The 26,839-nt window shown below is 59.8% G+C and carries 23 protein-coding genes; 10 read left to right on the top strand and 13 right to left on the bottom strand.

Translation table 11 applies throughout. The annotated features are described in order from the left end of the window. Positions 1-92: 92 nt before the first annotated feature. Positions 93-581, bottom strand: coding sequence for a hypothetical protein (locus tag AACR93_RS21050; RefSeq protein WP_043849802.1), 489 nt, complete (start codon positions 579-581; stop codon positions 93-95). Continuing rightward, complete coding sequence (gene ydiJ, locus AACR93_RS21055) at positions 581-3,637, bottom strand: D-2-hydroxyglutarate dehydrogenase YdiJ (protein WP_043849803.1); 3,057 nt, start codon at positions 3,635-3,637, stop codon at positions 581-583. Before ydiJ ends, AACR93_RS21050 begins: the two co-directional genes overlap by 1 nt. Before the next feature lie 166 nt (positions 3,638-3,803). Here ydiJ and AACR93_RS21060 point away from each other — a divergent pair, with 166 nt between their 5' ends. From AACR93_RS21060 to AACR93_RS21075, 4 genes are all read left to right on the top strand, one after another. After that, positions 3,804-4,730 (top strand): cation diffusion facilitator family transporter, encoded by a 927-nt coding sequence (locus AACR93_RS21060; protein ID WP_043849804.1) that lies wholly within the window; start codon positions 3,804-3,806, stop codon positions 4,728-4,730. Positions 4,731-5,014: 284 nt separating this feature from the next. Next, on the top strand, positions 5,015-6,550 hold the full coding sequence (locus AACR93_RS21065) for a TerC family protein (RefSeq protein ID WP_041209385.1): 1,536 nt from the start codon (positions 5,015-5,017) through the stop codon (positions 6,548-6,550). A 242-nt stretch (positions 6,551-6,792) separates the two neighbouring features. Beyond that, positions 6,793-7,902, top strand: coding sequence for an alkene reductase (locus tag AACR93_RS21070; protein WP_043849805.1), 1,110 nt, complete (start codon positions 6,793-6,795; stop codon positions 7,900-7,902). Between the two features lie 159 nt (positions 7,903-8,061). After that, the gene (locus AACR93_RS21075) at positions 8,062-9,048 is read left to right on the top strand and encodes a zinc-binding dehydrogenase (protein WP_043849806.1); all 987 of its coding nucleotides are present in this window, start codon (positions 8,062-8,064) and stop codon (positions 9,046-9,048) included. Between the two features lie 115 nt (positions 9,049-9,163). On the opposite strand, the gene AACR93_RS21080 is transcribed toward AACR93_RS21075, so the two are convergent. Next, the gene (locus AACR93_RS21080; RefSeq protein ID WP_043849807.1) at positions 9,164-10,198 is read right to left on the bottom strand and encodes an adenosine deaminase; all 1,035 of its coding nucleotides are present in this window, start codon (positions 10,196-10,198) and stop codon (positions 9,164-9,166) included. Positions 10,199-10,396: 198 nt separating this feature from the next. Between AACR93_RS21080 and AACR93_RS21085 the strand changes: the two genes are divergently transcribed. The 5 genes from AACR93_RS21085 to AACR93_RS21105 all read left to right on the top strand — a co-directional run bounded on the left by AACR93_RS21085 (position 10,397) and on the right by AACR93_RS21105 (position 16,154). Continuing rightward, complete coding sequence (locus tag AACR93_RS21085; RefSeq protein WP_033115984.1) at positions 10,397-11,143, top strand: HAD-IIA family hydrolase; 747 nt, start codon at positions 10,397-10,399, stop codon at positions 11,141-11,143. 51 nt (positions 11,144-11,194) lie between these two features. Further along, entirely contained in the window at positions 11,195-12,769 is a 1,575-nt protein-coding gene (locus AACR93_RS21090) for a cation:proton antiporter family protein (protein WP_043849808.1), read from the top strand. A 129-nt stretch (positions 12,770-12,898) separates the two neighbouring features. After that, the gene (locus AACR93_RS21095; RefSeq protein ID WP_043849809.1) at positions 12,899-13,267 is read left to right on the top strand and encodes a cupin domain-containing protein; all 369 of its coding nucleotides are present in this window, start codon (positions 12,899-12,901) and stop codon (positions 13,265-13,267) included. A gap of 192 nt (positions 13,268-13,459) precedes the next feature. Continuing rightward, positions 13,460-15,124 (top strand): asparagine synthase B, encoded by a 1,665-nt coding sequence (asnB, locus tag AACR93_RS21100; protein WP_043849810.1) that lies wholly within the window; start codon positions 13,460-13,462, stop codon positions 15,122-15,124. A gap of 361 nt (positions 15,125-15,485) precedes the next feature. Further along, positions 15,486-16,154, top strand: a complete 669-nt coding sequence (locus AACR93_RS21105; RefSeq protein WP_043849811.1) for an ATP-dependent Clp protease proteolytic subunit — start codon at positions 15,486-15,488, stop codon at positions 16,152-16,154. A gap of 175 nt (positions 16,155-16,329) precedes the next feature. Here the strand turns inward: AACR93_RS21105 and maiA are convergent, their stop codons facing one another. The 10 genes from maiA to AACR93_RS21155 form a co-directional block, all read right to left on the bottom strand. Continuing rightward, positions 16,330-16,968 carry a maleylacetoacetate isomerase gene (gene maiA, locus AACR93_RS21110; RefSeq protein WP_043849812.1) on the bottom strand — a complete coding sequence of 213 codons (639 nt, stop codon included), beginning with the start codon at positions 16,966-16,968 and terminating at the stop codon, positions 16,330-16,332. A gap of 69 nt (positions 16,969-17,037) precedes the next feature. After that, positions 17,038-18,033 (bottom strand): fumarylacetoacetate hydrolase family protein, encoded by a 996-nt coding sequence (locus AACR93_RS21115; RefSeq protein WP_043849813.1) that lies wholly within the window; start codon positions 18,031-18,033, stop codon positions 17,038-17,040. A gap of 10 nt (positions 18,034-18,043) precedes the next feature. Next, complete coding sequence (locus AACR93_RS21120) at positions 18,044-19,195, bottom strand: homogentisate 1,2-dioxygenase (protein WP_043849814.1); 1,152 nt, start codon at positions 19,193-19,195, stop codon at positions 18,044-18,046. Further along, positions 19,188-20,324 carry a 4-hydroxyphenylpyruvate dioxygenase gene (gene hppD / locus AACR93_RS21125; RefSeq protein WP_043849815.1) on the bottom strand — a complete coding sequence of 379 codons (1,137 nt, stop codon included), beginning with the start codon at positions 20,322-20,324 and terminating at the stop codon, positions 19,188-19,190. The genes AACR93_RS21120 and hppD overlap by 8 nt, the downstream gene beginning before the upstream one ends. A gap of 225 nt (positions 20,325-20,549) precedes the next feature. Next, positions 20,550-21,248, bottom strand: a complete 699-nt coding sequence (locus AACR93_RS21130) for an HAD family hydrolase (RefSeq protein ID WP_231556882.1) — start codon at positions 21,246-21,248, stop codon at positions 20,550-20,552. A 7-nt stretch (positions 21,249-21,255) separates the two neighbouring features. Then, positions 21,256-21,918, bottom strand: a complete 663-nt coding sequence (locus AACR93_RS21135; protein WP_043849816.1) for a TIGR01621 family pseudouridine synthase — start codon at positions 21,916-21,918, stop codon at positions 21,256-21,258. Positions 21,919-22,079: 161 nt separating this feature from the next. Continuing rightward, entirely contained in the window at positions 22,080-22,772 is a 693-nt protein-coding gene (locus tag AACR93_RS21140; protein WP_042029963.1) for an ABC transporter permease, read from the bottom strand. Between the two features lie 3 nt (positions 22,773-22,775). Further along, complete coding sequence (locus AACR93_RS21145; RefSeq protein ID WP_041209370.1) at positions 22,776-23,516, bottom strand: ABC transporter permease; 741 nt, start codon at positions 23,514-23,516, stop codon at positions 22,776-22,778. 215 nt (positions 23,517-23,731) lie between these two features. Then, on the bottom strand, positions 23,732-24,505 hold the full coding sequence (locus AACR93_RS21150) for an ABC transporter substrate-binding protein (protein ID WP_041209369.1): 774 nt from the start codon (positions 24,503-24,505) through the stop codon (positions 23,732-23,734). Positions 24,506-24,555: 50 nt separating this feature from the next. Continuing rightward, positions 24,556-25,326 carry an ABC transporter ATP-binding protein gene (locus tag AACR93_RS21155; RefSeq protein ID WP_033115996.1) on the bottom strand — a complete coding sequence of 257 codons (771 nt, stop codon included), beginning with the start codon at positions 25,324-25,326 and terminating at the stop codon, positions 24,556-24,558. A 533-nt stretch (positions 25,327-25,859) separates the two neighbouring features. Here AACR93_RS21155 and AACR93_RS21160 point away from each other — a divergent pair. After that, the gene (locus AACR93_RS21160) at positions 25,860-26,762 is read left to right on the top strand and encodes a lysine exporter LysO family protein (protein WP_043849835.1); all 903 of its coding nucleotides are present in this window, start codon (positions 25,860-25,862) and stop codon (positions 26,760-26,762) included. The last annotated feature ends 77 nt before the right edge of the window (positions 26,763-26,839 follow it).

Here is a 26,839-nt window from a genome sequence, read left to right on the forward strand (position 1 = left end):
AATTGCATGGGGAAAATGGAGCATCACTGCATTGCACAACAAGCCTGCCCCGGCCAGCAGCCGGGGCAGGGAAAAACCTGAAACCGGCCCCCTTACCAGGGGTAGGTGACGCCGGGCCACTCGGCCCAGGGCATCTTCCGACCCGGCAAGCGGGGCTCTGACCACTGCCACACGTTGGCGAGCCAGTCGCGCAGCAGCTCTTCCAGCTCTTCATCACTGATGGGAGCCTCGGCCACCTTCCAGAAAAAGAGCTCTACCTCCACCTCCGGCAGTACCGAGGGGTAGAGATAAACTCCGCCCCAGAATTGCGGCTCCCGATCCGGACTCCAGAGGCCATAGGCAAAGGAGCGCTTGGCCAGAAACTCCGACTGCTGCCACTCCAGATCTCCTTCGTGCTGACTCAGGCTGAAATTGGCGGAGGGCCAGAGATCGTTTGGCCGAAACAGCTGATGGAGTTGCTCGCGCTCGCGCAAGATGGCGACAAACTCCACCACCGCCTGAGCGGGGGTGGCGGGCAACAACAAGAAACGCGGGTGCCGATAGGCTTTCGGCACCCGAAACCGCTTGGGAAATCGCAGCATCAGAGCAGCTCCAGCAGGGCTTGCAGCGGATGTTTGATCTTCTCTCCCTCCATCCGTTTGACCTGACTGCGGCAGGAATAACCGGTAGCCAGACAGCGATCCTGTGGCAAACGGGCCAGCGGTTCGGCCCAGCTCAACCCATAAATGCCCTTGGAGTTTTCCACCTGTTTGACATCGTGACCATAGGTGCCCGCCATGCCGCAGCAACCGACCGGGACCGGTTTCAGTTTGGCGCCAAAGCGGCCAAACAGGGTGCCCCAGTCGCCGTGGGTCGAGGGCTTGGCAGTCTTCTCGGTGCAGTGGGCAAAGAGATACCAGGGCTCTGCTGTCTGATTTTCACGTTTCGGCACCACGTCGGCCGGAAGCGAAAGCAGCCACTCCTGCGGCAACATCACCTGAAAATCACCGCGCGCCGGCCCCAGCGCCTTGGCGTACTCGTCGCGATAGCAGAGCACCATGGCCGGATCCACCCCCACCATAGGGATGCCGAGCGCCGCAATCTTGTTGAGAAACTGGGCGCTGCTCGCCGCGGTACGGGCAAAGGCGCGCAGGAACCCCTTGATATGCTGGGGTTTGCCGTTGGGCTTGAAGGGCAGCAGGTAGGGCTGGAACCCGAGCTTGCTGGCGAGTTTCACCAGATCCCGCACCACAGGGGCATCGTAATAGCTGGTGAAGGGATCCTGCACGATCAGCACCACCTTCTGACGCAGCTCGGGAGTCATGGCCTCCAGACCCTGCAGGTCGAAGTAACGGGCGCGGTTATCGCGCAGCTCCTCGGCCAGGGTCGGCACGCTCAAGAGCGGCACATCGACCATGCCGATGCCTTTTTCAGCCGCCTTCTGGGCCCACTCTTTTTCGAGGAAGAAGTTGACCAGCTTCGGCGCTTTCGCAAGCAGCGGCGCATAGCTTTCGACGGTGCCGACAAAGTAATCCTTGGGCGCGCGCAGGTAGCGGCCGTGGTAGAGCTGTATAAAGCGGGCACGAAAATCGGGCACATCCACCTTGATCGGGCACTGACTGGTGCACGCCTTGCAGGCCAGACAGCCAGCCATCGCCTCCATCACCTCGTGGGAGAAGTCATACTCGCCGCGCTGTTTGGCCCAGCTGTTGCGCACCTTGTCCACCAGCTGTTTGAAGCGCACGCCGCCGGAGTGAAGTGCCACCTCTTCCGCCAACGGGTCGAAGCCCTGCTCCGCCAGCTGACGCAGCCATTCGCGCATCAGTCCCGCCCGCCCCTTGGGGGAGTGGCGGCGATCGCGGCTTATTTTGACCGAGGGACACATGGGGGAGTCAGTTTCGAAGGTGAAGCAGAGACCGTTGCCGTTGCAATCGAGGGCCCGGGTATAACTCTCGCGCACCGCCACCGGGATCTGGCGGTCAAACTTGCCGCGCTTGGGCCCATCCACCGATACCAGCTCGGCATCGCTGCCATAGGGGACACAGATCTTGCCCGGGTTGATACGGTTGGCTGGGTCGAACGCCCCCTTGACCCGCTGCAGCTCTTCCCACAGCTCGCCAAAGAAGGCGGGGCTGTATTCGGAGCGAAAGCCTTTGCCGTGCTCACCCCACATCAGGCCGCCATATTTGGCGGTGAGGGCCACCACCTGATCGGAGATGCGCCGCAGCAGCACCTCCTGTTCGGGGTCGCACAAATCGAGCGCCGGGCGCACATGCAGCACACCGGCATCGACATGGCCAAACATGCCATAGTCGAGGCCGTGGGCGTCCAGCAGGGCGCGAAACTCCATGATGAAATCGGCCAGCGACTCTGGCGGCACCGCGGTATCTTCGGTGAAGGCCACCGGCTTCTTGCGCCCTTCGGCGTTGCCGAGCAGCCCCACCGACTTCTTGCGCATGGCGTAGATGGTCTCGATGCTCGGCAGGTGATCACACACCTGATAGCCGATGATCCCGGCTTCACCGTTGGCCAGCAGATCGTCGATACGGCGGCAGAGCTCTACCACCTTGGCCTTGTGTTCTGCCTCGTCGGTATCGGCAAACTCGACAATATTGAGCCCCTGCAGATCCTTGCCGGGCACATCCTGAATAAGCTCTTTGACCGAATGCCAGATGATGTCGGCGCGGGCCAGCCCGAGCACTCGAGAGTCCACCGTCTCCACCGACAGTGCCTCGGCCTGCACCATAAAGGGGGCGTTGCGCAGGGCGGAGGGGAAGCTGTCGTACTTGACGTTGACCAGGGTGCGGTAGCGCGGAATGGGTGTGATGTTGAGTCTGGCTTCGGTGATGAATCCCAAGGATCCTTCCGAGCCGCACAGTACCCGGCTGACATCCAGCGTATCAGTGTAAGGTTGATAGAGGTGCTTGAGATCGTAACCGGTCAGAAAGCGGTTGAGCTTGGGGAAGGTCGCCTCTATGTCGGCGCGGCGCTCCTTGCCGATACGATAGAGGGTGCGATAGATCTCCCCTTCCCGATTCTCCAGCGCCAACTTGTCGGCCAGTCGCTCGCCACTTAGCGGCTCGGTGGCCATCAGGTCACCATTCTCCAGCACCGCTTTGAGCCCCAGCACGTGATCCGAGGTTTTGCCGTAGACCAGCGAGCCCTGCCCCGATGCATCGGTGTTGATCATGCCGCCTAAAGTGGCGCGATTGGAGGTGGAGAGATCAGGCGAGAAGAAGTAGCCGTGGGGTTTCAAGTAGGCGTTGAGTTGGTCTTTCACCACCCCGGCCTGGGCACGCACCCACCCCTCTTCCAGATTAATTTCCATGATCTGGTTCATATGACGGGAGAGATCGACGATAATGCCGCCGCCCAATGACTGACCGTTGGTGCCGGTACCGCCACCGCGAGGGAAAAAACTCAGAGTGTGGTACGCCGGCTCCGCCGCCAGCTTGAGCATCACTGCTATGTCGTCCGCACTGCGCGGATAGAGAACCGCCTGAGGTACTACCTGATAGACGCTGTTGTCCGTCGCCATCGCCAACCGGCTTGCATAAGACTTTTCGATATCACCACGAAAGGCACTGCGCCCTAGCAACTCTAGGTACGACAGGGTTGTGGGTGACAAACTGTCCTGGTAATCGAGTCTCGGGATCATGAATCCTTGTTCCCTTATTTGCTTGATGCCGGCACCCCGGCGACTACGACTGACCCATCGCCCGTCAATGGCAATCAGGCCAGTCCGCTCACATGTGAGCGGGCAGTATATCAGCTCGAAAACCGCTTGCGCGTAGCAATATTAACCATTTGAAAGGAGGACTTTTATGGCTCACCACAGCCATGTTATCAGTACGCTGGTCACCACAGAGAAGCAGGCGCTCACCCTGTCGCTGTTTGGCTGCATCACTTTCGCCATCTTCGGCATCGGCTACGGCCTGTTCGTTGGCTCCAACGCCATCATGCTCGATGGTATCTTTACCCTGTTCAGCATGGGCATGACGGGCCTCGGTCTGGTCACCGCCTACCTCGTCACCCGCCCCTCCGATGACCGTTTCCAGTATGGCTATGCGCACTTCGAGCCCATCGCCAACGTCATCAACGGCTCCATTATTCTGCTGCTCTGTCTGGCGGCACTCTACAACGGCCTCACCACCCTGTTTGAAGGGGGACGGGAGATCGATCTCGGTCATGCCCTCATCTATGCCGTTGTCTCCACCTTCTTCTGCGCCATCCTCTACCGGATTGAAGCCCAGGTCGCCGAGCAGGTTGACTCCGAACTGGTGCGGGTAGACTCCAAGGAGTGGCTGGTGGATACCCTGCTCAGTGCCACCCTGCTTATCGGTTTCGTGGTCGCCATCGGCCTCGATGCCATCGGCTACGGCCAATACAACCGCTATATCGACCCGGTACTGGTCTCGCTGCTGGCCCTCTGCGCTACCCTCATTCCCATCAAGGTGCTCGGTCGCAACCTGCGGGAAGTGCTGAAAATCGCCCCCAGAGGGGATGTTTCCCAGCTGATCGAGAACGAAGTCGAGGCGCTGCGCCAGCGTCACGGCGTCGAGTGCTACAGCCATCTGGCGAAAAGCGGTCGCCGCTTCGATCTCGAACTCAACATTCTGGTCGCCCCGGGTCAGGATTGGCCCGTCGAGCGGCAGGATGCCCTGCGTCAGGAGCTCTGGTCCCGCCTCGGCGATACCCTGGGCGATGCCTGGCTCTCGGTCTGTTTCACCCGCGAAAAGCGCTGGTTGTAACCCGATAACCGGTGGAGGCTGCCTGCCAGCCTCCACCGGCTGCGTCACATCCCGACACCGCCCACTTGCCAAATTGGCGCCAGCCGCTATCATCAGGGCTCATTTTTAACCCGAGGTTTTATTGCCCATCATGGACAATCCCCGAAGTTGCCCTTCGTTTCTTCCCGTCAAAAGCTATCTGTTTCTGCTTAACCAGCGCCTCTGAATAACGCCATTGCCTTGCTGCTGCGGCTTTCGCTAGCCCTGTTCACTGTTCGCTCTGTCTGTTTTTTTGAGGTCACACAATGGAATTGCTGCTGGATCCCCACATCTGGATCGGTCTTTTTACCCTGATCATTCTCGAGATCGTGCTCGGGATCGACAACCTGGTCTTCATCGCCATTCTGGTGAAAAAGCTGCCCCCCGCCCAGCGGGACAAGGCGCGCGTACTCGGCCTTGGCCTCGCCCTGCTGATGCGGCTGGTGCTCTTGAGCGTGATGTCGTGGCTGGTCACCCTCACCACCCCCATTTTGCATATCTGGGATCACCCCTTCTCCGGGCGCGATCTGATCCTGATGGGGGGCGGTATCTTCCTGCTGTTCAAGGCCACCTCCGAGCTGCACGAGCGGCTGGAGGCCAAGCCCCACGATGATGGCCCTGTCGGCGCCTACGCCAGCTTTGGCGTGGTGATCGCCCAAATTCTGGTGCTGGATGCGGTCTTCTCGCTGGACTCCATCATCACCGCCGTCGGCATGGTGGAACACTTGGGCGTGATGATGGCCGCCGTGACCATCGCCATGGTGGTGATGGTGCTCGCCTCCAAGCCGCTGACCCGCTTCGTCAACGCCCACCCGACCGTGGTGGTGCTCTGCCTGAGCTTCCTGCTGATGATCGGTTTCAGCCTGGTGGCGGAGGGCTTCGGCTTCCATATTCCGAAGGGTTACCTCTACGCGGCCATCGGCTTCTCGGTGCTGATCGAGTTTTTCAACCAGCTGGCCCAGCACAGCGCCATGCGCCACGAAGCCAAACAGCCGCTACGCGAGCGCACCACCGCAGCCATCTTCAAGCTGATGGGGAGCAAGGCGTATCAGGACCGACCGGATGACGATCTGGATGCCCCGGCCGCCGCGCCGGTGAGCTTTGGCGAGGAGGAGCGCTACATGGTGACTGGCGTGCTGTCTCTGGCCGAGCGCTCCATCCGCACCATCATGACGCCGCGCTCCGAGATGGCCTGGATCGATATCAACGACACCAGCGAGGATATCCGCATCCTGCTGCAGCGCGAACCCCACAGCCTGTTCCCGGTCTGTGACGGGGATCTGGACGAGGTGATCGGCGTGGTCAAGGCGCGCGACCTGCTGTTTGCCCTCAACGAAGGGCAATCCTTAAGCGCGCTGGCCAAGCAGAACGACCCCATTATCGTGCCGCAGACCATCAACGTGATTAAGCTGCTGGCGGAGCTGCGCAAGGCGAAAGGGAGCCTCATTCTGGTGGCCGACGAGTTCGGCGTGATCCAGGGTCTGGTCACCACCCACGACCTGCTGGAGGCGATTGTCGGCGAACTGCCGGATGAGGATGAGACCCCCGACATGATCCGCGATGGCGAAGGGTGGCTCATCAATGGCAGCACCAACATCCACCATGTGGAGCAGGTGCTGGAGCACGAGGGGCTGGTGAGCGAGAGCGACGAGTACGTGACTCTGGCCGGCATGCTGCTCTCCCACTTCGGCACCCTGCCCACCCCGGGCCAGCAGCTGCAACTGCAGGCGCTCAACTTCGAGGTGCTGGAGGTGAGTGAGCGACGCATCGAGCGAGTACGGGTGATGCCGGTCGCTGGCTAATCGAGCCGCAACGCAACCATAAGAAGAGGGCCTGTGAGCCCTCTTTTTTTATTCTCCTTTCATTTGCATGTGATGCACCGATTGCGGCGCCCGCTTGGCCCCGCCAGCCATCCGGCGCGACGTTCATTCCCTGCCAGCCACGATTGCTGCGTTCAGTGCAATTCAATGGTGCAATTACCCCTCTTTGTTGCAACGCTATTGGCGGCTAGAGTCAGCCTCAATCCCACCATGAGGAAATCAAGATGAGCCACGATCACCTGTTTTGCCCGCAGCGACTGGGTCAGCTGCACCTCGCCAACCGCATCGTCATGCCCCCCATGACCCGCTCCCGCGCCAGTCAGCCCGGTGATGTGGCCAACGCCATGATGGCCAGCTACTACGCCCAGCGGGCCGGTGCCGGCCTTATCATCAGCGAGGGCACCCAGATCGATCCCATGGGCAAGGGCTACGCCTGGACGCCGGGTATCTACAGCGCCGATCAGATCGCTGGCTGGAAGCTGGTGACCGACGCCGTTCACGCCAAACATGGCACCATCTTCGCCCAGCTCTGGCACGTGGGTCGGGTCACTCATCCGGACAACATCGGCGGCGCCCAGCCCATCTCGGCCTCGGCCCTGCCCGCGGTCGGCGTCAAGGTGTTTGTCGATAACGGCAGCGATGCCCCCGGCTTTGTCGAGACCGTCACCCCGCGCGCCATGACCCAGGCCGATATCGATGCGGTAGTGGGCCAGTTCCGTCAGGCGGCTCGCAACGCCATCAGCGCCGGTTTTGACGGCATCGAGCTGCACGCCGCCAACGGCTACCTCATCAACCAGTTCCTCGACTCCGAGTCCAACGCCCGCACCGACGGCTACGGCGGTTCGCTGGAGAACAGGCTGCGTTTCCTCAAAGAGGTGACCGAAGCGGTCTGCAGCGAGATCGGCGCTGACCGGGTCGGGGTGCGCCTTGCGCCGCTCACCACCCTCAACGGCACCGTCGATGCCAACCCGCAGGAGACCTATCTGGCCGCCGCCCGCCTGCTGGGCCAACTCAACGTGGTCTACCTGCACATCGCCGAAGCGGACTGGGACGATGCCCCCCTGATGCCGGAGAACTTCAAGCAGGGTCTGCGCGATGCCTTCCCCAACACCCTGATCTATGCCGGCAAATATGACGGCGAGCGGGCGCGCGCCGCCCTCAAGGCGGGCTGGGCCGACATGATTGGCTTTGGCCGCCCCTTCGTCGCCAACCCGGATCTGCCGGAGCGGCTGCGCCACGGCTATCCGCTGGCCCCCCACGATCCGGCCACCCTGTTTGGCGGCGGCGAGAAGGGGCTGACCGACTACCCGACCTATCAGGCCGATGACGCATAAAACCGGCCGTTGCTTGCCAATGGCCAGCAGACCACGTTAAGCAGGCCCCACAGGTTGGGGCCTGCCGTATTGTTGCGCAATTGCAACAGTGGAATTTTTACTGTCTTGCTGTTGCAATAATCTCATCAAGCTCTCCCCACTGTTTCGCAAGGAGTCATCATGAATCACACCCAAGCCTGGTGCTGGCATGCCCCGGGTGAACCGGAGCAGCTCACCCTCGCCGACCTCCCGCTCTCTCCCCTTGACCCCAATGAGGTACTGGTGGCCAACCGGGTCATCGCCTTCAATCCGGTGGACTGGAAGCTGATCGAATATGGCCACTCCCACTGGCAGGATGGTCAGGTGCCCGGCGTCGATGGCATGGGCACGATCGTGGCGCTCGGCGCCAACGTCAGCCATCTGCGTCTCGGCGCCCGGGTCGCCTACCACACCGATCTGCGCCACCACGGCAGCTTTGCCCGTCACACCCGGGTGCCGGCGCGCGCTCTGCTGCCGGTGCCCGATGCCCTGAGCGACGAGGCCGCCGCCGCCCTGCCCTGTCCCGGTCTCACCGCCTGGCAGGCGCTGGCCAAGCTGCCGCGCCTGCACGGGGAAGCGCTGCTCATCACAGGCGCTGGCAGCAGCGTCGGCCGCTTTGCGGTGCAACTGGCCCTCCAGCAAGGAGCGCGGGTATTTGCCAGCGCCAGTCCACGCCACCATCAGTGGCTCAAGCAGATAGGTGTGCAGGGGGTGGCCGACTATCGGGAACCAGACTGGCTGGCCACCTTGCAGGCCGCCAACGGCAACGAGCCGTTCGAGGGGATCATCGATCTGGTCTCCAGCCAGCAGGCAGAGAGCCTGCTGCCCGCCCTTGGCTACTACGGCCATATGGTGACTGTGCTGGGGCGTATTCCACACAATCCGCTACCCGCTTTTGCCCACTGCCACTCGTTGCACGAGATTGCACTGGGTGCCCAGCACGCCTTTGGCTCGGACAAACAGTGGAGCCGGCTGGTCGCCGCCGGTGTCGCCATGATGGAGCAGATGGCGAGCGGCGAGCTGACCCTGCCGCCGCTGGTGGTGGGCAACTTTGAGGAACTGCCCACCCTGCTCGAGCGCTTCAAGCGCGAAGGACAGGGCGAGAAGTTTCTGGTGCGAGTGGCGTAATGCTATCCTCCCCCGGCAACAACACCTGCCATTGAAACGAGAGAGGCCCGCCTGTGATGGCGGGCCTCTCTTTTTATATCTACTGCATGTTATCTCGACTTCATTAGCGCCTGACTCAGTGCAGGATCACCCCGTGGGTCGCGGCATAACTGCGGATCTCCCGGGTCAACCGCGCCTTGTCGGCCAGACTCAGCCAGCTCGCCTCCACCGCATTGAGCGAAAGACGGCAGAGCTGATCCGCTGTGGCACCGAGATCGTTCGCCAGCGCCGCAAAGTTGGCCCCCATGTAACCACCGAAGTAGGCGGGATCGTCGGAGTTGATGGTCACGCAGATCCCCTGTTCCAGCAGCCGCAGCACATTGTGGTGGGCCATCTGGTCAAACACTTTGAGCCGGGTGTTGGAGAGGGGGCAGACGGTGAGCGGCAACCGGGTATCGGCCAGATAACGGAGCAGCTCGGGATCGTCGGCCGAGCGCACCCCGTGATCGATGCGCCGCACCTGCAGCTCGTTGATCGCCTGCCAGATGTAGTCGGCAGGCCCCTCTTCGCCAGCATGGGCCACCACCGGCAGCCCCAGCTCGCGGCATTTGGCAAAAATCCGGGCAAATTTGCTGGGCGGATTGCCCTTCTCCCCCGAGTCGAGGCCGATGCCGTGGATCCGTGACAGAAAGGGCATGGCCTCTGCCAACGTAGCGAACGCCTCCTCCTCACTGAGGTGGCGCAAAAAACTCATGATAAGCCGCCAGCTGATGCCAAACTCCTGCTCCCCGCGCTGCAGCGCCCGCTCGATACCGCCGAGCACGGTAGCAAAGGGGATGCCGCGGGCAGTGTGGGTCTGCGGGTCGAAGAAGATCTCCACATGCACCACCTTGTCGGCGGCGCACCGCTCAAGATAGGCCCAGGTGAGGTCGAAGAAGTCCTGCTCGGTCACCAGCACGCTGGCACCGCGATAGTAGAGGTCGAGAAAAGATTGCAGGCAGTCAAAGTCATAGGCGGCGCGCACGCTGGCCACATCGGGCCAGGGCAGCGGCACGTTGTTGCGTTTGCCAAGCTCGAACATCAGCTCGGGTTCGAGGGTACCCTCAATGTGAAGGTGCAGCTCCAGCTTGGGCAATTCGGCTATAAAGTGTTCGGCAATAGGGTTATCCATGGCGACGGCTCCATCAGCGACCAGATCCCGGGGGCAACCCCTCCACACGATTGCCCCGACTTCATGCTTATTGTGCGCTCAAGTTGCAAGACAGGGGAGACTTGTCATCAAACAGATTTATAATGGCGTCACAAAAATCATAAATGATTGAACGTCTTACCGATTGGCAGCTCGTCTGCGCCCTGACAAGGAGTTTTCATGAAGAACGTCATCTGTGACATCGACGGTGTCATCCTGCACAACAACGATCTCATTCCCGGCGCCGACCGCTTCGTCCATCGCCTGCTGGAGCAGGGCAGCAAGCTGCTGTTTCTGACCAACTACCCGGCCCAGACCCAGAAAGATCTGCAAAACCGCTTCCGCTCAGCCGGGATCGAGGTGCCGGAGGAGTGCTTCTACACCTCCGCCATGGGCACCGCCGACTTTCTCAAGCGTCAGGATGGCAAGAAGGCCTATGTGATCGGTGAAGGGGCGCTGACCCACGAGCTCTACAAGGCCGGCTTTACCATCACCGATATCGACCCCGACTTCGTGGTGGTGGGCGAGACCCGCAACTACAACTGGACCATGATCCAGCAGGGGGCCAAGTTCGTCGATCAGGGGGCCCGCTTTATCGCCACCAACCCGGATACCCACGGCCCCATGATGCACCCGGCCTGCGGCGCCCTGTGCGCCCCCATCGAGCGGATGACCGGCAAGAAGCCGTTCTATGTCGGCAAGCCGAGCGCCTGGATCATCCGTGCGGCGCTCAACCGGATGGAGGCCCACTCCGACGACACCATCATCATCGGCGACAACCTGCGCACCGACATTCTGGCGGGCTTTCAGGCAGGCCTCGAGACGGTGCTGGTGCTATCCGGAGTGAGCAAGGTCGCCGATATTGACCGCATGCCGTTTCGGCCGAACCACATCTTCGACTCCGTGGTCGACATCGATATCGTCTGATACCCAAGGATTTAAACCGGGCAGGTCTCCCCTGCCCCAGCTGGACCTGTTATGGAACCCATTCTCATCGCCGTGGCCTTTGGCTGCGGCATGCTGGTCAATCTGATTGGCCTGCCCCCTCTGCTCGGCTTTCTGGCCGCCGGTTTTATCCTCAATGGCATGGGCTATCACAACACCCCTGCCCTCAACGAGATCGCCGATCTCGGCGTCACCCTGCTGCTGTTCACCATCGGTCTCAAGCTCAATATCAAGACCCTGATGCGGCGCGATGTGTGGGGCACCACCAGCCTGCATCTGCTGCTCTCCACCCTGCTCTTTACCGTGGTGCTGCTGGTCTGCAAGGGGCTCGGGCTGGTGCTGGCCCTGTCGCTGGACTGGAAGCTGGCACTGCTGCTGGGCTTTGCCCTCTCCTTCTCCAGCACCGTTTTTGCGGTCAAGGTGCTGGAAGATCGCAGCGACATGAATGCCCTCTACGCCCGCATCGCCATCGGCGTGCTGGTGATGCAGGATGTGTTCGCGGTGGCGTTTCTGGCCTTTTCCAGCGGCAAGTGGCCCAGTATCTGGGCGCTCTGGGTACTGGGACTGCCGCTGCTGCGCCCGCTGCTGTTCAAGCTATTGGAGCGGGCCGGTCACGGCGAGCTGCAGGTGCTGTTCGGGGTCTTTCTGGCACTGGTGGTAGGTGCAGCCGGTTTTGAGGTGGTCGGCCTCAAGCCGGATCTCGGAGCCCTCATCATCGGTATGATGCTCGCCTCTCATCCGGCAGCTGCGGGCCTTGCCAAGGCACTCTTCAACCTCAAAGACCTGTTTCTTATCTGCTTCTTCCTCACCATCGGTCTCAACGGTCTGCCGACCCACGACACCATGTTACTGGCACTGGCGCTGGTGCTGGCCCTGCCGCTCAAAAGCGCGCTCTACTATCTGGTCTACAGCGGCGCTCACCTGCGGGTGCGCACCGCCCTGCTCTCCACCCTGGCGCTTACCAACTTCTCGGAGTTTGGCCTGATCGTCGCCGCCATCGCCGCCAAGGCGGGCTGGCTCTCCTACGAGTGGCTGGTGGCGGTTTCGCTGGCGCTGGCGGCAAGCTTTATGATCTCCGCTCCGCTCAATGCCCAGAGTGAGCGGATCTACCACCGTATCGGTCACTGGCTCAAGGGGTTGCAGGCGAGCAACCTCCATCCGGAAGACAGACCCATCGAGCTTGGCGATGCGGAGGTGATCATCCTAGGTATGGGGCGGATCGGTCAGGGGGCCTACTTCGAGCTGGAGAATAAATACGGCAACGTCATCCTCGGGGTGGAGAACGACAGCGAGAAGCTGCCCACCCTGCGCGCCCAGGGGATGAACGTCATCGAGGGGGATGCCACCGATACCGACTTCTGGGACAAGGTGCTGCTCTCCAATCAGGTCAATCTGGTGCTGCTGGCGATGCCCCACCACTCGGGTAATCTCTACGCCATCGAGAAGCTGCGCAACCACGGCTTGGCCGGCAAGATAGCCGCCATCGTCCGCTTCGAGGATGATATCGCCTCCCTCAAGGAGCAGGGGGTGGATGCAGTGTTCAACGTCTACAACGAAGCGGGCAGCGGCTTTGCCCGCCATGTGATCCGCCGTTTGCAGCCGCTCTGATCCTGCGGCCAGCGGCCCTTGGCAAGGGAATGTGCATCGTTTAAGTTATGCACAACCTCGTTTAATAAAACGAACAAACGCGGGACCGGATGGCCCCGCGTTCCTATCTGCCGAAGCCAAGGAGGCACCATGAAGACCCTCAACGACTGGATTTTGCTCGACCGCCACGAGGCGACCCCTACCCCTCTAATGCCTGCCCCTGAGCGCATTAAAGCGGGCAACCCGAGTCAGACGGTGTGGAACCACTACTCCGATCCCAGCCAGCAGTTTCACATCGGCTTCTGGGCTTGCGAGCCGGGCCGCTGGGCCATCCACTACACCGAGCACGAGTATTGCCAGCTGTTGGAGGGGGATGTGGTGATCCACGACAGTCTGGGCGGCCAGCTGGCCCTCAAACCCGGCGATCAATTCGTCATTCCCGCCGGTTTTGTCGGAGAGTGGGAAACCCTTACCCCCTGTCGCAAGGTCTACGTCATCTTCGAACCCGCCTCGGCTTGACGTTCACGTCAACCAGCCCCGTTGCAGCAGCCCTTATCCTGTTGATCCGCTTGACGCTTACGGCATGATTTTCTGCGGTTTTCCCGCTTGCAAAAGGTTTTTCCGCTAGGCATTGTGTCTGACGAGGAATGTAAATGGAATTTCGAGCCCAAACGTGGGGGGCTCATATAAAAATCAAGAGGATTACCGCCAATGTGTTCAATTTTCGGCATTCTGGATATCAAGTCCGATGCAGTAGCTCTGCGCAAATCGGCGCTGGAGATGTCCAAGCGACTTCGTCACCGCGGGCCTGACTGGTCCGGCGTCTACAGCTCCGACAAAGCCATTCTGGTACACGAGCGTCTGGCCATCGTCGACCCGGGCAATGGCGCCCAGCCGCTCTACAACCCCGAGCGCACCCATGTGCTGGCGGTCAACGGCGAGATCTACAACCACAAAGAGCTGGAGAAAACCCTCAAGGTCGACTTCCAGTTCCAGACCAAATCCGACTGTGAAGTGCTGCTGGCCCTCTACAAGGAGAAGGGCCCGGCGTTTCTCGACGATCTCAACGGCATCTTTGCCTTCATTCTTTATGACGCCGAACAGGATGCCTACCTGATTGGTCGCGACCACATGGGGATCATCCCCCTCTATACCGGCCGCGACGAGCACGGCAACTTCTATGTCGCCTCCGAGATGAAGGCGCTGGTGCCGGTCTGCAAGAGCGTCGAAACCTTCCCGCCGGGACACTACCTGTGGAGCAAGGATGGCGAGCTCAAACAGTGGTACAAGCGCGACTGGATGGAGTACAGCGCGGTCGAGCACAACATCAGCGACAAGGCCGAGCTGAAAGCGGCGCTGGAAGCTGCGGTCAAACGCCAGCTGATGTGCGACGTGCCCTATGGCGTGCTGCTCTCCGGCGGGCTGGACTCCTCCGTCATATCCGCCATCACCAAGCTCTATGCGGCGCGCCGCATCGAGGACGATGGCAAGAGCGAAGCCTGGTGGCCGCAACTGCACTCCTTCGCCGTGGGGCTTGAAGGGTCGCCGGATCTCGCTGCCGCCCGTAAAGTGGCTGATCACCTCGGCACCATCCACCACCAGATCCACTTCACCGTGCAGGAAGGTCTGGATGCCCTGCGCGACGTCATCTATCACCTCGAGACCTATGACGTCACCACCATCCGCGCCTCCACGCCCATGTATCTGATGGCCCGCTACATCAAGGCGATGGGGATCAAGATGGTGCTCTCCGGCGAAGGCTCTGACGAGCTGTTCGGTGGCTATCTCTACTTCCACAAGGCGCCCAACGCCCGCGAGTTCCACGAAGAGAACGTGCGCAAGCTCGCCTCCTTGCACCTCTATGACTGCCTGCGCGCCAACAAGTCGATGGCCGCCTGGGGCGTGGAAGGTCGTGTGCCCTTCCTCGACAAGGAGTTCATGGATGTGGCAATGCGCCTGCAGCCCGCCGACAAGATGTGCGGCAAGGGCAAGATCGAGAAGCATATCCTGCGCGAAGCGTTTGAAGATCTGCTGCCCCACGAAGTGGCATGGCGCCAGAAGGAACAGTTCTCCGACGGCGTAGGCTATTCGTGGATCGACAGCCTGAAAGCCATGGTCGAGACCGAAGTGACGGATCAGATGTTCGAGGCGGCCGCATTCCGCTTCCCCATCAACACCCCGCTCACCAAAGAGGCCTACTTCTACCGCGCCATCTTCGACGAGCACTTCCCGCTGGAAGCCGCCGCCCGCACCGTGCCCTACGGCAAGTCGGTCGCCTGCTCCACCCCCACCGCGCTGGAGTGGGATGCCAAGTTCAAGGAGATGGCCGACCCGTCTGGCCGCGCAGTAATGGATGTGCACCAGCAGGGCTACTAAGCCAGAGCGGGGCGACCCCAGCGGCTAACGCCAGATAGCAAAAAGCCCTTCACCACGGTGAAGGGCTTTTTCTTATGGCAAATAGAGTAAACCGACGATCAGAACATGGCCCATAAAACCAACGTTGAAAGTGTGAGCATAGGCTCGGACAGAGCACCACGTATCGAAGAATGGGATGGTGTATCCCCCTGCTACATAACTGGCACTATGGCATTCGTCATGTTGAGGTGAAATCAGGGTAGCCGACACTGTATTAATGTAGGTATCAATTAACAGCAATCTATTTTTCAGATGCCGATATTTGAAATAGTGATATTGTCAGCAACCAAGTGTCCCAGAATATGTTATCCATGAGGTATCTATGTTGAGAAAAAAACTAATTTTGCTTGCTCTGGCATTACCGATACATGTGCACGCCAACATTTTTTTCATCAAGGGAAATACGGTCAATGACACAGATGTAGATAAGGCAGCCATCTACTTCAATGCAGGCATAGACCCACAGACAGTGGCCTGGCTGTTATCCTCTGTTGATGAAATCAACGGCAATTATCGCAACATTCAAAATATAGACATATATCTCAATAGCGGGGGCGGTGATATGGACTCCGGGTATATGGCCTACGAGGCGTTGCGTAAAAACCCGACGAAGCTGAATATGATTAACGCATCAAATGTCGCCTCTTCTGCAACTATAATTTACTGTGCATCGAATGAGCGTTATGCCATGCCAATGGCATCTTTCTTACTTCATCCTGCTGCCGCGGCAAATGAAATCAATGATTACCTGAAGCCGGATCAGGCACAGCGTATTTTGGACGACGCTGAAAAATACAACTCGCTCTTTCGCACCATTTACTCCTCCTGCACCAAAATTCCGGCAGAGGAGCTAAAGGCCATCACCTCGTCTGAGAGTCGACGTGCAACCTACAACATTGAAAATGCCAAAAAAGTAGGTCTCGTGAATCAGGACATGAAAAAACAGACAACATATCCCGTGACCTATTACATCACGGATATGCAGAACTAATTGATGCAAATCCCGCCATGGCAGCCATTCCAACACACAGGAAGGGCTGCCATGGCAGTTCACAAAACAAGCTGAGTTTTGGCAACAGCGCGAACATATTTCGTGAGTGAGCCAGTCGTCTCACTTGCTCAATGAGTATTTGCTGCTTTAGCCATCAAAATGCTGCATCGCGCGCTCAGGGTTGTGCATCCGGCTGGTTGGCGGGGGCTGCCTTGATAAAGGCCTGCAACTGTTCGCAGTTGGCGACGATGCGGTTGATGGTCGGATACGCTTCCAGCGTCATCTCGTAGCGGCGGGCGTTGTAGACTTGGGGTACCAGCATGCAATCCGCCAGAGTGACCTCGTTGCCGACGCAATAGATACCGGCGGTAGTCATCAGCAGCTGTTCAAGGGCAGTGAAGGTCTCGTCAATCCAGTGGCGATACCAAACCGCCTCGTGCTCCTTGCCCACTCTGAAGTGCTCTTCCAGATAGTTAAGCACCCGCAAATTGTTGAGCGGGTGGATATCGCAGGCGATCATGTTGACAATCTGGCGCACCTTGGCGCGCGCCTCGGGGGCCGAGGGCATGAGGGGGTGGGCGGGATAGGTTTCGTCAAGGTACTCCATGATGGCGACCGACTGACCGATCTGCACATCGCCATCCACCAGAAAGGGCACCAGCCCCTGAGGGTTAATCCGTTTGTAACTCTTCTCGCGCTGCTCCCCCTGCCGCAAATTGATCGGGTGCTGCTCATAATCCAGTCCCTTGAGCTGCAACACGATCCGCACCCGAAAACTGGCTGACGAGCGCCAGTAGCCAAACAACTGCAACATACTTCGTCCTTCTTTTGTCAGCCGACAGGCAGCCTCGCCCCCTGTCGGCCCCCCATCTCTCGGGGATCATCACTCTGTCTGGCTGCCACCCTGCACCACTTGCTGGGAGAGTGTGCCAAACAGACTCTTGCCATTGCGATCCAGCATGGTGATGGCCACTCTATCACCAAATTTCATATAGGGGGTTATAGCTTGATCACAATCAAGAATTTCCAGCATGCGCCGCTCGGCGATGCAGGATGAGCCGGCGCTGCGATCGTAGTTGGAGACGGTGCCGGAGCCGATGATGCAGCCCGCACCAAGGGGCCGGGTCTTGGCCGCATGGGCAATCAGCTCGAAGAAGTTGAAGGTCATGTCCACCCCGGCTTCTGGCGCACCGAACAGCGCACCGTTGAGGTGGGTCAGAAGCGGCAGATGCACTTTGCCATCACGCCAGTCATCGCCGAGCTCGTCCGGAGTGATGGCCACCGGCGAGAAGGCGCTGGACGGCTTGGACTGAAAGAAACCAAATCCCTTGGCAAGCTCCCCCGGGATCAGGTTGCGCAGGCTCACATCATTGACCAGCATCAGCAGCTTGATGTGGCTGGCAGCCCCCTGCGGGCTTACCCCCATCGGCACATCATCGGTGATGATGGCCACTTCCGACTCGAAATCGATCCCCCACTCCTCGGAGCCCATGACAATCGGCCCACGGGGGGCGAGGAAGCTGTCGGAGCCCCCCTGATACATCAGCGGATCGTGCCAGAAGCTTTCGGGCATCTCGGCGCCGCGGGCCTTGCGCACCAGCTCCACATGGTTGACGTAGGCGCTGCCATCAGCCCACTGATAGGCACGCGGCAGGGGAGAGAGGCAAGACGCTTCGTCAAAGGGGAATGCCTCGGCCACACGGCCCTCGTTAAGCTGCTGATAGACAGCCTCCAGCTTGGGGGCAGCCTCGGCCCACTCGTCGAGGGCAGCCTGCAGGGTGGAAGCAATCTCGCTCACCCGCACCGCACGGGTCAGATCCCGGCTCACCACCACCAAAGCGCCATCGCGCTTGCCATTGTTCAATGTTGCCAATTTCATAAGCGATTCCTTATTTGCCGGCAGCCGCGTCCGGGCGCTGCCAGCTGGAGACATACCGGGTGTTCTCGATCCCTTCGCACAGACTGCCGACGTTCAGCGCATCGCGGGTATCGAGCATCACCGCTACCTCGTCGGTGAACTTCTTGGCATAGGCCTGCCCCGCTGCAAACGCCTTGGGATGGGGGCCGTGGGTGAAACCGGCAGGGTGGAAGGTGACCATGCCCCGCTCGATATTGTCCCGGCTGAAGAAGTCCCCGGCGTGGTAAAAGAGCACTTCGTCGTAATCGTCATTGCTGTGATAGAAGGGCACCTTGAGGGCGCCGGGGTCGCTCTCGATGGGGCGCGGCACGAAGGTACAAATCACGAAGCGACTCGCAACAAAGGTGGAGTGGGCCGACGGCGGCAGATGGTAGCGGTGGCTCATCAGCGGGCGGATATCCCGCCAGTTGAGGCGCACCACGCACAAATCCCCGTGCCACCCCTGCGCATCCAGCGGATTGAACGGCCAGGTAATGACCGACACCTGATCGTGGCGTTTGACCTGCAGCGACCAGGGATTCTCATCCTGCTGGGCCAAAAAGCGTTCGTTGATGGCGGGCACATCGAGCGCAGTCGGGTCGAAGATGGCGTGATTGCCCACCAGCCCCTTGTCCGGCAGCTGGTAGCTGTCGTTGGTCGCCTCGATCATCAGGATGAACAGGGGCTCCGTCGGCTCGATGCGCCACATGGTACCGCGGGGGATCACCACATAGTCGCCGTCCCGCAGGGTCAGGTGGCCGTAGTCACAGAAGAACTCGCCGCTTCCTTCGTGGATAAAGAGCAGCTCGTCGCCGTCGGCGTTGCGCACCAGAAACGGCATCGCCTCGGAGAGCCGCCATATCCGGTAGCGGCAGTGGGGGTTGCTGAGAATGTCGGGAGCCACCCAGGGGGAGAGCGAACTCACCTCCTCCTGCAGGGCATTGAGGTCAAATAGCCGTGGCCGCAGCGGCCCTTCCCAACTGCTCCAGTCGGTGGGGGCATGCTTGTGGTGCATGTGGGTGGCGGGGCCGAAAAAGCCACTGCGCCCCAGCTCGCGCTCATAGATGGCCTGTTCAGGCAGGTCGGCATGAGCCTGTCGGGAGTGGGTTCCCTCCCGGTGGGGAAAGTTAATCCAGTTACGCATTGCTCGCTCCCTCTTTGCGGGCACCCTTCTCATCCTCACCGCCATCCAGCACGCCGCGGCGGATCTGGTCCAGCTCGATCGATTCAAAGAGCGCCTTGAAATTGCCCTCGCCAAACCCTTCGTTGCCCTTGCGCTGAATGATCTCGAAGAAGACCGGGCCTATCACGGTATCGGTAAAGATCTGCAGCAGGATGCCATCCTTGGTGGGGGAGCCGTCGATGAGGATGCGCAGCTCTTTCAGGGCCGCCAGATCCTCCTGATGCCCCTCGACCCGACCGTTCACCTTCTCGTAGTAGGTATCCGGGGTCGGCATAAAGCCGGTGCCGCGGCTGCGCAGGGTGCGGATGGTGTGGTAGATATCGCTGGAGGCCATGGCGATGTGCTGGATCCCCTCCCCCTTGTACTGGCGCAGGTACTCCTCGATCTGCGACTTGTCATCCGCCGACTCGTTGATGGGGATGCGGATCTTGCCGCAGGGGGCAGTCATGGCGCGCGAATGCAGCCCGGTCAGCTTGCCTTCGATATCGAAGTAGCGAATTTCACGGAAGTTGCCGATCCGCTCGTAGAAGTTGGACCAGACATCCATATTGCCGCGATGGACGTTGTGGGTCAGGTGATCGATTTCGATGAGACCGGCATCCACCTCCGCCATCCGGGCCTGCCAGTCGGGGTAGAAGACAAAATCCACATCGTAGATGGAGCCCTTGTCGCCATAGCGGTCAACGAAAGAGAGAGTGCTCTCGCCGATACCGTAGATGGCGGGAATATTGAGCTCCATGGGGCCAATCTTGCCGACAAAGGGCTTGGCCCCCTTGGCGATGGCGAACAGCTGGGCCTTGCCCGCATCGCTCACCCGAAATGCCATGCCGCAAACGCTCGGCCCGTGCAGGCTGGCAAACTGCTCCGCCTGGGAGTGGGGCTCGGCATTGACCACAAAGTTGATATCCCCCTGCCGGTAGAGCCAGCACTGCTTGTGTTTGTGCTTGGCGACCTCGGCAAACCCGAGCGACACAAACAGGCTCTTGAGAGCGGCAATCCCCTTGGCATCGGGGGCTGTGTACTCGACAAACTCGAAGCCATCTGTGCCTAGCGGATTGATGGTGTGGGTGGCGGAAGAGGTGGCATTCATCGGGCGCTCCTTGCTCTTGATTCGGTTAAAACGGATTGCGGCACGCAGCGGCGCAGCAAGTGTTAACAACTTGTTTCATTAGAGGCAGGGCGTAGCAGGAAGAGAAGAGGCAGGTTGCAGATAGTTTTTCGCAGCTGGCAGCAAAAAGATGTAAATGGATTGTGACATTCAAGCCGCAGCCCTGCGGATCAAAGTGTGACGACCCGCATGGCTGTCAGCTTTGCCTTACAGTTGCCAGTTTTTGACCATCAGATGGGGCAAGCGGGCACGGGCTTTTTGCAGTCGCGTGAGCGTCGGATTGATCAACCACGCCTCTTTCCCCAACCCCAGCAGCGGCAGATCGTGCAGGCTGTCGCTCAGGGTCAGCTCGGCATCGAGGGCGCAAATCTCCGGCAGCAGCTTGTGCTGACCGTGACAATAAAAGCGCGGCATCAGGCCACCAAAACGGTAGTGCATCTGCGAGCCAATGATCCGGTGGGGCAACTGGCCGGGCAGTTGCTGATAGAACTGGGCTCGCACCAGCGCGCAGGGACTGGCGGAGATCACCCAGCAGCGCGCCCCCTCGTGTTGCAGCAGATCGCGAGCCTGACGATACAGCCCCGGACGAGTGTGGCAGTAGGCGCGCACCAGCTTGCGCCAGCCGAGGGGAGAGAGCCCTAGGGTGATGGCCCACCAGATAAGGGAGATGCCGCGCCGCCGCTGGTTGGGCACCAGATAGACCAAACCACCCAGCGTAATCACCGGCAACAGCAACAGCGGCCAGATCCGGCGCCGCAGGATATAGCGCAGCAGACCGGCGTGGCTGTCGCCGGGGGCCAGGGTGTCGTCAAAGTCGGCCAGGATCCAGCGCGGCGCCCCCTCGTTCTCTTGATATCCCCCACCCTCTTTCGGCACCACGGGTTCAGCTGGTGAGCGGCTTGTCATGGGAGCCTCAAAGCGCAAGAGCGGCAATCGCGGCGGTCAGCTCGGGGGTGACAAACTCGGCCCCCTGCGTGGGTGGACAGACAAAATCGAACGGCTCGCCCGCCAGGGTAAAGCTGAGCCGCCAGGCGTGCAGATAGCCGCGATCGGCTGGCGTGCCGCCATAGCGCTCATCCCCGAGAATGGGGGCACCGATGCTTTTGAGGGCAACCCGGATCTGGTGGGTCTTGCCGGTCTGCGGTTTGATGCGATATAGCCGCAGCCCCTCGCGCACCGACACCGAATCAAACCAGCTGATGGCAGGATTATCCAGCGTGCGCGCCAGCATCCAGCTGCCGCCGCGCCCCTTTTGCATATCCCCCTTCACCCAACCCTGTTTCTTCTTGGGTTTGCGATCGGAGAGCGCCAGATACTGTTTACTCACCTCGCGGGCCGCAAAGGCCATGCTCAGTTCGCGGTTCGCCTCCGTGGTGCGAGCCAGCAGCACCAGACCGGAGGTCATCTTGTCGAGCCGGTGTACCGGATAGAGGGTCAGACCCGTATCGGCCTTCACCCGATTGACCAGCCCGGGCTCAGTCTCTCCTCCCTCTTCCCCCTTCTCGTCATGCATGCCGATGCCGGGCTGCTTGTCGATAACCAGAAAATCGGCGTGTTGAAACAGGATCCGGTACATAACACCTCGGCGAACTGGAAAAAGGCCTGCAACCGGCACGCCGGCTGCTCTCGGGCAGGCATTGTCCCTGCTCGGCCACCATTTGGCAAACGGCCGATGGCGATTGCCGGGCGAAAAAAAGCCCCGTCGACATGGCGGGGCTTTTCATGCGCGATGACCAGTCAAACGCTGCGCGGGCGCAGATGGGCGTGCCAGCGAGTCTCCCACTTCTTGAATAACCAGACGATGACAAAGGTGAGCAGCATATAGAGCAGACCGGCTGTCAAAAACGCCTCGAACGGACTGTAGTAGCGGGAGTTGATGATCCGCGCCGCGCCAGTCAGATCGACGATGGTGATGATGCCCGCCACCGCCGAACCTTGCAGCATGAAGATCACCTCGTTGCTGTAGGCAGGCAGCGCCCGGCGAAACGAGTTGGGCAGAATGATCCGGGTCAGGGTCTGCCAGCGGGTCATACCAAAGGCGTTGGCCGCCTCAATCTGGCCACGCGGCATGTTGTGTACCGCCCCGCGCACGATTTCTGCGGTATAGGCGCCTGTGTTGAGGGTAAATGCCAGCAACGCACAGAACCAGGCCTCGGAGAAGAGCGACCAGGCGGCACTGTTCTTCAGCCACTCCCACTGGGCAGCACCGTAGTAGATGATAAAGAGCTGCACCAGCAGCGGAGTGCCGCGAAAGAAGTAGATGTAGGCCCAGATCGGCCCCTTGATCAGCCAGTTGCGGCTATTGCGCAAAATGCCCAGAGGGATGGCGATCATCAGGCCAAGCAGCAGGGAGAGTGCCACCAGCCAGACCGTGGTGTAGAGGCCCTCCCAGTAGGTGGGCCACTCTTTGAGAATGATTGAAAAATCCATGGCTTACCTCGTTTTGATGGCGTAGTGACGCTCGGCCCACTTGAGCGCCGAGGTAGAGACGGCAGTGAAGATCAGGAAGATGAGCGCCACGGCCATGTAGAAGGTAAAGGGTTGCTGGGTCGAACCCGCCGCCAGCGACGCTTTGCGCACCATGTCATCGAGCCCGATGATGGAGACCAGCGCGGTGGTTTTCAGCAGCACCAGCCAGTTGTTGCCAAAGCCCGGCAGGGCGTGGCGCATCATCTGGGGAAAGAGGATCCGCACAAAGAGCTGGCTTGAGCGCATGCCAAAAGCGCGCGCAGCCTCCAGCTCCCCCTTGTCCACCGCCAGAATGGCACCGCGGAAGGTCTCGGTCATATAGGCGCCGAAGATGAAGCCGATGGTCGCCACACCGGCGGCAAACGGGCTGATATCCACATAATCGGGCAGCAGGGAGACCCACTCCTGAGACGGGTTGCTCTGCAGCAACCAGTTATTGTAGGTCTCGTTGACCCAGGAACAGACGGCGTTGATGAACACCTGGCCGCCAAAGAAGAGCAGCATCATCAGCACCAGATCGGGAATGCCGCGGATCAGGGTGGTATAGCTGCTGGCAATGGCGCGGGCCCACTTGTAAGGGGAGAGCTTGGCGAGCGCCCCCAGCATGCCGAGCAGAAGCGCCAGCAGCAGGGAGGCGAGCGCTACCTCCAGCGTGACCCAGGCGCCCTCCAGCAACGAGGCTTCGTATCCTTTCAAATCAAACATATGCAGCTCCATTGCAACTTATCGAGTGGGCTGATGCCTCTGAACAACAAGAGAACCCACATCCTTAACACGGTCAGATGCAGCTCCATTGCAATTAATAGGGCCCATCGCTCCACACGGAGAGAACGGGCCCGATGACAACTGGCGAGGTGAGCCGGTCAGCCTGTTATTCGCTATCTATGTGGCGAATGACTCACCGTACGCGGCTCCGGTTTTTACTCGCCGTATACGTCGAACTCAAAGTACTTGTCGTTGATCGCCTTGTACTTGCCGTTGGCACGCAGCGCCAGAATGGCGGCGTTGAATTTCTCTTTCAGATCCTTGTCAGCCTTGCGCACCGCAATACCGGCACCCTCGCCAAACCACTTGGGATCGGTCAGTTTCGGGCCAACGAATTCAAAAGCATCGCCCCCCTCTTTCTTGAACAGACCGTCGGTGATGGCGGCGGAGTCGGCTAGCACATAGTCGACACGGCCGGATTTCAGATCGAGATAGGCTTCATCGGCAGTGCCGTAACGCTTGATGGTGGCGTTCGGGAAGTTGTCGGTAATGAAGGTATCCATGGAGGTAGCACGCTGCACCGCCACGGTTTTCCCTTCCATGAAGGCCTTGTCGAGCTTGACGTCAGTCCCTTTCTTGGCGGCAAAGCGAGCCGGAATGTGCTGGTACTTCTGGGTGAAGTCCACCTTCTTCTTGCGCTCTTCAGTGATATCCATGGTGGCGATGATGGCGTCAAACTTGCGCGACAGCAGCGCCGGAATGATGCCGTCCCAATCCTGCTTGACCAGGGTGCACTTCACTTTCATCTCTTCGCACAGGGCATTGGCGATGTCGATATCAAACCCTTTTACCTCGCCATTAGGCTCGGTCCAGGAGAAGGGGGGATAGGCACCCTCAACCCCGATACGCACCTCTTTCCACTCCTTGGCCATCAGGCTGCCGGAAGAGAGGGCAGCAATCACGGTAGTCGCCAGCATCAGCTTGTTCATGTATCTCTCCTTGATAAAACAGTCGATCGTGTAAATCCGGGCTCCGGCCATCAATAGATGGAGGAGATGAATTGTTTGAACCGCTCGGATTTGGGATGGGCAAAAATCTCTTTGGGGTTGCCCTCCTCCTCCACTCTGCCCTGATGCAAGAACATCACCTTGTTCGATACATCGCGGGCAAATGACATCTCGTGGGTCACCACCAGCATGGTGCGCCCCTCTTCGGCCAGCTCGCGCATCAGGCCGAGAACTTCTCCCACCAGCTCGGGATCGAGCGCCGAAGTGGGTTCATCAAAAAGCATCACCTCGGGCTCCACCGCCAGCGCACGGGCGATGGCGGCACGCTGCTGCTGACCGCCGGAGAGGTGACCCGGGTAGTAGTCGCGCCGCTCCCAGAGTCCAACCCGGTTGAGCAACTGCTCCGCCTTGGCGATCGCCTCGGCACGGGGCACCTTGAGCACCTGGATCGGCACTTCGATGATGTTCTGCATGATGGTCATGTGCGACCAGAGATTGAAGCTTTGGAAAACCATCGCCAACCGGCTGCGAATGCGCTCAACCTGACGCATATCTTCCGGCAACCGTTCGCCGGAACGGCTGGTTTTCATCCGGATCAATTCGCCATGGAGGGAGACGCTGCCGGATGAGGGGGTTTCCAACAGATTGATACAGCGCAGAAAAGTCGACTTCCCCGAGCCCGAGGAGCCGATAAGGGAGATGACATCCCCCTTGTGGGCAGTCATGTCGATGCCCTTGAGCACTTCGTGGGTGCCAAAATATTTGTGCAGATCACGTACTTCCAGTGCGGCAACGTCGCTCATCCATTACAACCTTGTCTGTCCCTAGACGCCGCAGGGGCGTGACTCCACCATCGCCAACTTAACAAAAATTTAACCGACGGTAACCTTCAGCGAAAATATCACCCGGATAGTGAAAAAACAATATGGAACGCGGGGATCCTGGTTAATCGCTCTATTTTTATTCGACTATCACGTATTTTTCAGCACTTTGTTTGCATAAACAGCCGTTTCATCGGCGTTTGGAATACCGCCTTTTTATACCCCAATCATGGCCGTGGCAAGAGAAAAACCACTTTCGGCCCGTAACGACTCCAAAATGGCTTTATGCAGCCACTCCCCATGCAGATTCTGGCTGGAGCGAATGGATCAAACTGATTTTATTGGCCCCTTGTCAGGAAGCTGCGTTCCCCTTCGCACACCCCACATCAAGCTGAAAAGTAACAACTCCCTAATAAATGGCCCCGACACCCCATGGAAAGCGAGAGAAATGTGACACAGAGCCAATAAGTAATGATAAGGTGGGATTTTTATCAGTTTTTGTGATCGAGGCCCCGATGTTGCTCAATGTCTTGCTGATCCTGTTGCCACTGGTGATCGGCTATCTGGTTCCCCTCTCCTCCGCCCGATTGATCAAGCTGGTCAATCAGGGGCTGGGCAAGATGGTCTACCTCATTCTCTTTCTGATGGGGCTGGGGCTTGCCTATGTGGAGAACCTTGGCAGCAACCTCGCCGTCATCTTCAAAGTGGCCGGGATCATGCTCGGCGCCATTACCCTCTGCAACCTGCTGGCCCTCTGGTGGCTCGACAAGCGCTCGCCGCCGACCCATGCCGCCAGCGGTGCCAAAATGCCGAGCAAACTCCATCTCCTGTGGGAGTCGCTGCAGCTCTGCTTTGTGGTACTGGGCGGTGTGCTGCTGGGTCTGCTGGTAGATCTGCGCGCCCTGCCCATCGACAAGTGGAGCGAGTGGGCGCTGATGCTGCTGCTTTTTCTGGTCGGGGTACAGATGCGCAACTCCGGCATGCGGCTGCGCCAGATCCTGCTCAACCCCTGGGGGATGAAGATCGCCGCCACCGTCATTGTCAGCAGCTGGCTCGGCAGCCTGCTGGCGGCCCAGTTGCTGGGCATGCCCCTGGCTCACGGGCTGGCGCTGGGATCGAGTTTTGGCTGGTACTCGCTCTCCGGTATTCTGGTGGCCGACAAGCTGGGGCCTGTGCTGGGCTCTGCCGCCTTTATCAACGATCTGGGACGCGAGCTTATCGCCATCCTGATCATTCCGATCCTGATGCGCCGTCACCCCTCGGCGGCTATCGGTTATGGCGGCGCCACCGCCCTCGACTTCACCCTGCCGGTCATCCAGAAGTCGGGGGGCATCACCGTCGTGCCAGTGGCTATCGTCTCCGGCTTTATTCTGAGCCTGCTCGGCCCCATCCTGATCCTCGGCTTTCTGGCTATCTAGGCTGCCTCTCCCAAACAAAAAGCCCGACACAGTTGTCGGGCTTTTTGTTTGGTTGTTTGGAAATCGATACGCGCAAT

The sequence above is a fragment of the Aeromonas sp. L_1B5_3 genome, assembly GCF_963866575.1.
Classification (GTDB): Bacteria; Pseudomonadota; Gammaproteobacteria; order Enterobacterales; family Aeromonadaceae; genus Aeromonas; species Aeromonas jandaei.